Origin of the sequence: Microbispora sp. H10836 (assembly GCF_012999525.1) — a bacterium.
In the GTDB taxonomy this organism is placed as follows: Bacteria; Actinomycetota; Actinomycetes; order Streptosporangiales; family Streptosporangiaceae; genus Microbispora.
Map to the genome: position 1 here is coordinate 1 of NZ_JABBWU010000066.1, position 1,039 is coordinate 1,039.

At 65.8% G+C, this 1,039-nt stretch carries 1 protein-coding gene; it reads left to right on the forward strand.

Annotated features, from left to right (window positions below; translation table 11 throughout):
* Positions 1-40: 40 nt before the first annotated feature.
* The coding region (locus HHX30_RS40265; RefSeq protein WP_169989206.1) for an ABC transporter permease at positions 41-1,039 on the forward strand (999 nt) is incomplete at its 3' end.

A 1,039-nucleotide genomic window follows, 5' to 3' on the forward strand; every position in this document is an offset into this window, starting at 1 on the left:
GGGTCTGATGAAGCAGAAACATCCTCTGAAGGAGCGTTGCATGACTGAGGTCGATCAGGCCGCGCCGGCCGGTCCGGGTGTGAAAGCGCCGGGTGCCGGTGGCCGCCTGGGGCGGCTGGGTGAGGTCCGGCATCTGGGGCTGGTCGTCGCACTGGTGTTGCTGGCGATCGTGGGTGTGGTGACCCGGCCGGAGAACTTCGCCACCTCCTCCAACCTGGTCAGCATTTTGGCGCTGGCCTCGACCATCGGTGTGATCACGGTCGGGATGACCTTTGTGATCATCGGTGGTGGCATCGATCTGTCGGTCGGGGCGGTGATGGCGCTGGCGTCGGTGTGGGCGACGACGCTTGCCACGCAGGCTTACGGGCCGGTCGTGATGATCGTGTGTGCGGTGCTGGTGGGCACCGGTGCGGGGGTGCTCAACGGCATCCTGGTCACCTATGGGCGGATGGTGCCGTTCATCGCGACGCTGGCGATGCTGGTGGCCGCGCGTGGTCTGGCGCAGCGGATGTCCAACCAGCGCACCCAGTTGGTGCAGGCGGACAACTCGATGATCGTGGACTTGTCGACCACGCGGGTGTTCGGGTTGCCGCTGCTGGTCTATGTGTTCGCGTTGGTGGTGCTGGTCGGCTGGATCGTGCTGAACCGCACGACGTTCGGGCGGCGTACCTATGCGGTGGGCGGTAACCCCGAGGCGGCCCGCCTGGCCGGTATCGATGTCCGTAAGCACACCGTGCTTTTGTACGCGCTGTCGGGTCTGTGCTGCGGGATCGCCGCGGTGCTGATCATGGCGCGGACCACCACCGGGTCGTCCACCCATGGCGATCTGTACGAGCTGGACGCGATCGCCGCCGTGATCATCGGCGGGACGCTGCTCACCGGCGGCCGGGGCACGATCATCGGTTCGATCCTCGGTCTGCTGATCTTCACTGTGATCACCAACCTGTTCATCCTCAACGGCCTGAACACCGCCGACCAGCTGGTCGCCAAGGGCCTGATCATCGTCGTCGCCGTGCTCCTGCAGCGGCGCAGCCTCAAA